The organism is Streptomyces malaysiensis subsp. samsunensis (genome assembly GCF_024519315.1).
In the GTDB taxonomy this organism is placed as follows: domain Bacteria; phylum Actinomycetota; class Actinomycetes; order Streptomycetales; family Streptomycetaceae; genus Streptomyces; species Streptomyces malaysiensis.
The window spans coordinates 1-6,902 of record NZ_JANIIC010000145.1 but is presented as its reverse complement, the minus strand read 5'-3'; the positions used below and the strand labels follow the sequence as shown (position 1 = coordinate 6,902).

3 protein-coding genes and 4 pseudogenes are annotated in these 6,902 nt (G+C 66.0%); 5 read left to right on the top strand and 2 right to left on the bottom strand.

The window, feature by feature from the left end:
- The 3 genes from NQU54_RS47785 to NQU54_RS47775 all read left to right on the top strand — a co-directional run.
- A partial coding sequence (locus NQU54_RS47785; protein ID WP_257636523.1) for a reverse transcriptase domain-containing protein occupies window positions 1-699 on the top strand: 699 nt, incomplete at its 5' end.
- Window positions 700-1,360: 661 nt separating this feature from the next.
- Window positions 1,361-3,112, top strand: coding sequence for a group II intron reverse transcriptase/maturase (ltrA, locus tag NQU54_RS47780; protein ID WP_257636522.1), 1,752 nt, complete (start codon window positions 1,361-1,363; stop codon window positions 3,110-3,112).
- A gap of 109 nt (window positions 3,113-3,221) precedes the next feature.
- Window positions 3,222-3,887, top strand: a complete 666-nt coding sequence (locus NQU54_RS47775) for a group II intron maturase-specific domain-containing protein (RefSeq protein WP_257636521.1) — start codon at window positions 3,222-3,224, stop codon at window positions 3,885-3,887.
- A 244-nt stretch (window positions 3,888-4,131) separates the two neighbouring features.
- Here NQU54_RS47775 and NQU54_RS47770 read toward each other — a convergent pair.
- Window positions 4,132-4,913: pseudogene (locus NQU54_RS47770) on the bottom strand (transposase); the annotation flags it as partial.
- On the opposite strand from NQU54_RS47770, the pseudogene NQU54_RS47765 reads away from it, so the two are divergent.
- Window positions 4,903-5,237 (top strand): annotated as a pseudogene (locus tag NQU54_RS47765) (DJ-1/PfpI family protein); the annotation flags it as partial. The pseudogenes NQU54_RS47770 and NQU54_RS47765 sit on opposite strands and share 11 nt — an antisense overlap.
- Before the next feature lie 10 nt (window positions 5,238-5,247).
- Here NQU54_RS47765 and NQU54_RS47760 read toward each other — a convergent pair.
- Window positions 5,248-6,239, bottom strand: a pseudogene (locus NQU54_RS47760) (IS5 family transposase).
- A 212-nt stretch (window positions 6,240-6,451) separates the two neighbouring features.
- Between NQU54_RS47760 and NQU54_RS47755 the strand changes: the two are divergent.
- Window positions 6,452-6,902 (top strand): annotated as a pseudogene (locus NQU54_RS47755) (IS701 family transposase); the annotation flags it as partial.

Below are 6,902 nucleotides of genomic sequence, written 5' to 3'. Positions count from 1 at the left end.
CCTAGTTCCGCCACATCGGGATCCCTGAAGCTGGATCCGGTCCGAGCCTTGCAGTATGCGCTTTACCGGGCGGCCAAGGCCGATCCCGGACGACGGTTCCACGCGCTGGGGGACAAGATCCACCGCAGGGACGTCCTGCGGCGCGCGTGGGCAACGGTGCGTCGAAACGATGGCGCTCCGGGCATTGACGCCATCACTCTCGCTCAGGTCGAGGAGTACGGCATCGACCGGCTCCTTGACGAATTGGCCGTGGAACTCAAGGAGGGCTGCTGGCGGCCGCTGCCCGCGCGCCGGGTGTTCATCCCGAAAGCCGGCACGACGGCGGAACAGAGACCGCTGTCGATCCCTTCCGTCCGCGACCGGATCGTGCAGGCGGCGCTGAAGATCGTGCTCGAGCCGGTCTTCGAGGCCGACATGCTGCCGTGCTCGTTCGGGTTCAGGCCCAGGCGCGGGGCGCACGATGCTCTCCAAGTCTTGATCGATGAGGCATGGCGGGGCAGGCGCTGGGTGGTGGAGTTGGATATCGCCAACTGTTTCGAGGCGATTCCGCATGAGAAGTTGATGCAGGCGGTCGAGGAACGCGTCTGCGACCGGTCGGTCCTCAAACTCCTGCGTGTAATGCTGCGGGCCGGGGTGATGGAGGACGGGCAGGTCCGTCGGCCGGTGACCGGAACCCCACAAGGCGGTGGTGCGACGTGAGGTTGCACGTTATGAGTGATTGCATCTTTGGAGGTTCGACGATGTCGACGGTGTAGATCCTGATCAGTGTCCATGTGATCAGTCCCCGCCCCGACGTGCGTTGCTGGTAACGGCAGGGTGCGGAGCTCGGGGGGAAAGCCAGAGGGCTCCCGTTCCATCCGGGAGCTACGGGCGAGGGGAAGACCGGACGGGTGAAGGCGACTGAACCCTTGGTTGATGTCTCGTGACTGAGGATGCTCTGCGATGGGTTGTGACAGCAGGGCAGTAGGGCTGGTCGTTGTGAAACGACAGGTGCCGGGTGGGCCACTCCCGTTCGCCCGGAAGGACACCACCGCCCCGGGATAAAGAGGGCACCCAACCCGGTCGTATCTCACACGTGTGGAACACGGAAACCCCGGCTGGGGTCCGAGGCGGCAAACATGTCGTCCTTGGTAGGCCAACCGCGAGGGAGGCGGATACCCCCAGTGGGACAGGATGGTTCGAGAAGCGAATGCCGGCAGCCGAAAGGAAGCAGGAAACCGGGAGAATAGCCACGGCTTCCAGTGGTCTCCCGCATAACTGGCCGGATACGGGACTTTGTGCTCGGCCCGCAAGGGAGCTGACGCGAACCAGGTGAGTCTGTGAAAGAAATTCTGACTCAACTTCGGAACTGGAGGGCAAGTTGGACACCGAGGCGATTAACGCCGACGTGAACGGACCTGCGGGCGCTCCTTTGGAATGGGGCGCCGTTCATTGGCGTGCCGCCGAGGAGGACGTACGACGTCTGAGGCAGCGGATCTTCACGGCAAGCAAGGCAGGGGACCTCAAGCGGGTCCGTAATTTGCAGAAGTTGATGCTCCGCTCCCGGTCCAACACGCTGGTGAGCGTGCGGCGGGTGACGGAGGAGAACGCTGGCCGCAAGACTGCGGGTGTGGATGGGAAGGTTGTTCTGACCTCCCCAGGAAAGGCAGCACTGTCGGAGTGGATGCACCGGCAGGCCAAGCCTTGGCACGCCCGCCCAGTTCGGCGGGTCTTCATTCCGAAGTCGAATGGAAAACGGCGTCCGCTCGGTATTCCGGTGATCGTCGATCGCGTATTGCAAGCGCGAGCGAAGAATGCTCTGGAACCTGAGTGGGAGGCGCGGTTCGAGCCTAAATCTTACGGCTTCCGACCGGGCCGCGGCTGCCATGACGCCATTGAGGCCATCTATCAGGTGGTGAAGGGGCGTGGCCCCAAACGCCGGTGGATTCTCGATGCCGATCTGTCAGCAGCATTCGACCGAATCGACCACGACCATCTTCTCGGCCTTCTCGGAACGTTTCCCGCGCGCGGGCTCATACGGGAGTGGCTGAAGGCGGGCGTGATGGAAAAGGGAGAATTAGCGCCGACCGATGAAGGGGTTCCGCAAGGCGGTGTGATCAGCCCAGTGTTGATGAACATCGCCCTGCATGGGATGGAAAAGGCCGTAGGGGTCAGGTATCACTATCGCAGTCGAGGAGGGCTCGAGACTGCACCTGACTCTCCTGTGTTGGTCCGTTATGCTGACGATCTTGTGGCCCTGTGCCACAGCCGGGAGCATGCGGAAAGGGTCAAGGTGCGACTTGCCGACTGGCTGGAGCCCAGGGGGCTGACCTTCAATGAGGAGAAGACGCAAGTCGTTAGCCTCGATGAGGGTTTTAACTTCCTCGGTTTCAACGTCCGTCGCTATCATGACAAGCTCGTACTGATCAAACCCAGCCGGGAGGCCGTGGGACGGATCCGGGAGAGGCTGCGCGGAGAGATGCGCGCACTGCGGGGGTCGAACGCCGCCGCAGTTCTCAAGAAACTCACTCCGATTATTCGGGGCTGGGCCGCCTACTACCGGACTGAGGTGTCGAGCGAGGTCTTCTCCGCGCTCGACGACTATATGTGGAAGCTCACCTACCGGTGGGCCAGACACAACCACCCGAACAAGTCGCGGTGGTGGGTTGTTGACCGCTACTACGACCAGTTCAACAAGTCCAAGCAGAACCGATGGGTATTCGGCGACCGGGACTCCGGTGCCTACCTGCCCAAATTCGCTTGGACGAAAATCGTCCGACACGCGATGGTCGTTGGGGCTGCCTCCCCCGATGACCCGGCGCTCGCCGATTACTGGGCGAAACGCCGCAGCAAACAGCCGCTTCCGCCGTTGAGCGAATCGGTCCGCCGCCTTCTGGGCATCCAAGCGGGTCGGTGCGTTCTCTGCAACGAGCTGCTGCTTCACGCCGATCAGCACCCACAGAGCCCGCACGAATGGGAACAATGGGTGCGCGTTACTCAAGTGGCGGTCCGCAAACAGCACATCGCCACAACGACGCGCGACGTGACGGGCAAACTCCGTCTCATCCACTCCTCTTGCCGCCGCCGGGACTCACCTGGCGGCTATGGAGAACCAGCAACTCTGCACGCCTGAACGCCTTCAGGACTTGCTTGAGCCGTATGCGCGGATAACGTGCCCGTACGGTTCTTAGGGGGCGGGGACGTAGTAATGCGTCCCCGCTACCCGACTGGTTTCACCGTTGATGGCGAACGTCTATCTGCACCGGCTGGACCGGGCATGGGACGTGCGCCGTCATGGGGTCCTGGTCCGTTATGCCGACGATGCCGTGGTGATGTGCACTACCCGCGAGCAGGCCGAGGCTGCCCTTGGGCAGCTGAAGGTCTTGCTGGCCGAACTCGGCCTGGAGCCGAAGGCGGCCAAGACCAGGATTGTGCGCCTGCAGGTCGGAGGCGAGGGAGTGGACTTCCTCGGTTTCCACCACCGATGGGTCACGTCCCGGCCTCGTGGCGGGCGGCATCCGATCGCCTTCCTCGCTCGCTGGCCTTCGGACAGGGCGGTGCAGCATGCTCGTGACCGGATCCGTGAACTCACGGAGCGGCGCAGGATGTTGCGGCCGGTCAAAGTGATCGTGGAGGACGTGAACGCGTTCCTACGCGGATGGGCCGCGTATTTCCGGTTCGGGAACTCGGCTCATCGGTTTGACCAGATCAGCTCGTACGCACGGATGCGGATCGGCGGGTTCATCGCCAAGAAGCACCGGCGCAGCCGGAAGTTCGGCTGGTCGGTGGTTGCCCACGCGGCCTCCGACTCGTTGGGGCTGGTCGCCCTGCACGGGACCGTCGTTGCACCCAGACCCTTTCGGGACTGGCGGGGCAGGCCGAATGCCGGTGGTGAACGGCGTCGGTGAGCCGTGTGCGGGAGAACCGCACGCACGGTTCGATGCGGCGGGGGCTGGAAACGGAGCGTACGCACTACGCCACCGCGCCAGCCCCCGACCCTACGTGACGGTCCGCCGACGGAGTCTGTGGACCGTTTTCGTGCCGTGGGCGAAGGCTGTGCAGGCCGAGGGCACGAGTGTCGCCTCGTGGTGGGCGCCGGGTTCCACTGCTCCGGCTGTTGAGCTGCTGTCGTAGGGACGGGAGGACCTTTGGTCAGCCGGGGTTCGGCAGGAGCGCGAGCCGTTCGAGAGCGGCGGTGATGTGGCTGGTCCAGGGCCAGTGCCGGGCTAGGCGGAGGATCCGGCGGCGGCCGGTGGTGACGAGCTGTCCGGCCGTGGTGAGCAGGCGCAGCCGCAGGCGGCGGGGTTCCCAGCCCCTGGCCTTGCCGGTCAGCGCGAGCATCGGCATCCAGGCCGGCAGGTCGAAAGCGATCTGCACGGTCTCCAGCCAGATCCGGTTCTGGGCTGCATGCTTCAGGGGGAGGTTGCGCAGGCCGGTGGCCCGGGCGGCCCGGATGCGGTCCTCGGCCCGGGTCAGCAGCCGGTGACGGAGCTCGAGCTCGGCGATCGGTCGGCTTGAGGTGTTGGAGGCGAAACAGGTCAGCCGCATGCCGTCCGGGTCCGTGAGCCGCAACTGGGCCCCCGGGTGCGGCCGTTCCTTCCGGACGATCAACCGCATGCCCCTCGGCCAGCCGTTCAGGACGTCGCCGGTGAGTTCGGCGACCCGGGCGCCGTCACGAATCTCGCCGTCCGCCTCGACGGCCGGCGTCCAGGCCGAGGCCGGAACCTTGAGCACGTGCTCGTGGATCGCCTCGGTGATCACCATGCCGACCGAGTAGGACAGCCACCGGCCTCGCTGAGCGAGCCGGGCGACGAAGTCGTGGGTGCCGCCCGCGGAGTCGGCGCGTATCAGGGTCCGGCGCCCGCGCCGGTATTCTTCGGCAGTTGGGCCAGCGCCAGGCGGGTGGCGGTGATGTGGTCGGCGGCCCGGCTCGACTGGCCCGAGCTCGCCCCCGAGGACCTGATCGTGGTGCCCGGCTGGCGAGTGCTCGCTCTGGCCGACAGTCCTCTCATCGGCGCGCCCTCCCTGCGGTCCCTCCGGGACCACCACGCCAGGGGCGGGACCGTTGCCAGCGTCTGCGCCGGAGCCGAGGCGCTCGGCCGGGCCGGCCTGCTCGAGGCCACCGCTGCACCACCCACCATGATGTGCAGGACGAGCTCGCACGCCGCTACCCCAAGGCGGCGGTCATCCGCGATGTTCTGTACACCGCCGACGACCGGGTGGTCACCTCGGCTGGCATCGCCAGTGGTATCGACCTAGGGACTGTCTTCAGTTGTGATCAATGGGTTTCAGGAGGCTGCTGATCCAGATGGTCGCTGCGCGGAGATGGAGTCCGGCGAGGTAGCTCTCGGGCTTCTTGTCGTAGCGGGTCGCGATGCCGCGCCAGTCCTTCATCCTGTTGATGGCCCGCTCGACCGTGTTGCGGTCACGGTAGAGATCTGCGTCGTGGGTGACGGGCCTGCCGCCACGGCTGCCTTTCTTCCTGCGATTGGCAGCTTGGTCCTTCTTCTCCGGGATGACCGCCTGGATGTGGCGTTTGCGCAGGTGGGCGCGGTTGGCGCGGGAGGAGTAGGCCTTGTCACCGGCCACGGCGGCCGGCCGGGTACGGGGACGGCCGACGGGCAGGCGGACCCGTACCTTGTTCAGGACGGGGATGAACTGGGGGCTGTCGGCGGCCTGCCCGGCGGTCAGAAGGAGCGCCATCGGCCGGCAGTGCCGGTCGGCGGCCAGGTGGATCTTGCTGGTCAGCCCGCCGCGGGACCGGCCGAGCAGAGCGGCCTTCAGCCGGGCCCGCCGTCTGCGGCGGATGCGTCGGCGTTCAGCGCGGGCCGGATCGCTTTCACCGTCCTGTCCGCCTTGTTCCTCCGACGTTCCCCCTTTTGCGAGGCCGCCTCCTCCAGCGCCGCCAGGGTCTGTTCGCTGACCCGCATGCCGGCCGCATCATGATGGGCCCGTGTGGTGGTGGAATCTACGCTGACCAGGGACATGTCGATCTCGTCCCTGCGGGCGGCCTCGGCGATCGCCTCTTCCAGCAGGGCCTCGAAGACGCCCGCGTCGCGCCATCGCATGAAGCGGTTGTAGACGGTCTGCCAGGCGCCGAACTGCTCGGGCATCTCCCGCCACTGGCTGCCGGTGCGGAACCGCCAGATCACTCCCTCGAACTGCTCGCGCAGCCGCTCGGGGTACGGGCCGAACCTGCCTACCGGCAGAAACGGCCCGATGAACTCCCACTCGGTGTCGGTGAGTTGCGCACGTGTCACAACACCGTCCTACCGGACTGGCACCCGGCCCGTGGCTTGATCACAACTGAAGACAGCCCCTAGTACTCCAGCAGCGTTTCGCTATCTGGCCTGGTCAGAGCGTTGGCCGAGTGTAGTCGGCTGGTGTTGTGTCTGGGGCGGTCTTGCCGGACCGCCCCTCCAACGAGTGGGCCGGGGAAATGGCTGGGCTGAGATGCGGACAGCCTCCCAGCATGATCGACGAACATGCGGACGCGAACTGGGAACGAGAACTCGACGACCTTCTCCTCTGCATTGGCCACCGGTTTGGCCGTGCCGACCTGCGGCGCCGGATGCGGGACTATGTGCGGGGCCTGCTCGCCCCCGTCGGCCGCAAGAACGGCTGGCAACTGGCCGAGTTCGCCGGGCATCGCACCCCTGATGGCCTCCAGCGGTTGCTGAACGGAGCAACCTGGGAAGCCGACGACGTCCGCGACAACCTGCAGTCATACGTCGCCAAGCACCTCGGCGATGACGGCGGGGTGCTCATCGTCGATGACACCGGCTTCATCAAGAAGGGCACCACCTCGGCCGGAGTGCAGCGCCTACTCCGGCACCGCCGGCCGCACCGAGAACTCCCAGATCGGTGTCTTCGCCGCCTACGCCACCAGCACCGGCCGCGCGTTGGTGGACCGGGAGCTGTAC

What these genes read in the sequence shown, in the direction of transcription:
- NQU54_RS47775 (WP_257636521.1), top strand. Translation starts at nt 3,222, where the DNA reads ATGGCGAACGTCTATCTGCACCGGCTGGACCGGGCATGGGACGTGCGC.